This is a genomic window from Halomonas sp. ND22Bw, from assembly GCF_003011945.1.
Lineage (GTDB): Bacteria > Pseudomonadota > Gammaproteobacteria > Pseudomonadales > Halomonadaceae > Halomonas > Halomonas halophila.
The window spans coordinates 1-482 of sequence record NZ_PXWD01000125.1 but is presented as its reverse complement, the minus strand read 5'-3'; the positions used below and the strand labels follow the sequence as shown (position 1 = coordinate 482).

At 62.9% G+C, this 482-nt stretch carries 1 protein-coding gene; it reads right to left on the bottom strand.

The window, feature by feature from the left end; translation table 11 throughout:
• Positions 1-136: 136 nt before the first annotated feature.
• A partial coding sequence (locus tag CVH10_RS17290) for a hypothetical protein (protein WP_219924743.1) occupies positions 137-482 on the bottom strand: 346 nt, incomplete at its 5' end.

The following is a 482-nucleotide window of genomic DNA, read 5'->3' as shown; positions in this document are numbered from 1 at the left end:
CTTCTGGGTCGTCCGTGACAACCTTGTTCCTGACTGTGGCTATCGTCGTCATGCGCCGGTCTCCCTAGGGGTCAAATCGGTGGGGCGGGTCCGTCGCATCGCCGACTTTTCCAAGCGGCGCGCAATTTGCCGCAAATCAGCGCCGGGCATCGGTCGCGGCCTCCAGAGCCTCGATGCGAGCGGCCAGTTCCTCGGTCGCGCGAACGTCCGCCAGCCGCGCAATGCTGTCGCAGATCAGGCGTCCAACATCGGCAGCGAGTTTACCCTCGCTGACCGCCTGCAACACTTGGGCGACCTGCACGCTGATCGGGGCGTTCGGATCGAAGTCGAACTCGACCTTCTCGGCTTGCGCCTTCACCGATGGCAGCACCTTTGCGAGAACGATGCTCGCGGCGTTCACGTCTCCTTCGAGAGCGCGGCCAACGAGCATCTGCACAATCGCTTTCATCTCATCCAAGGCAGCTTGTGTGGCCAGCAATCGC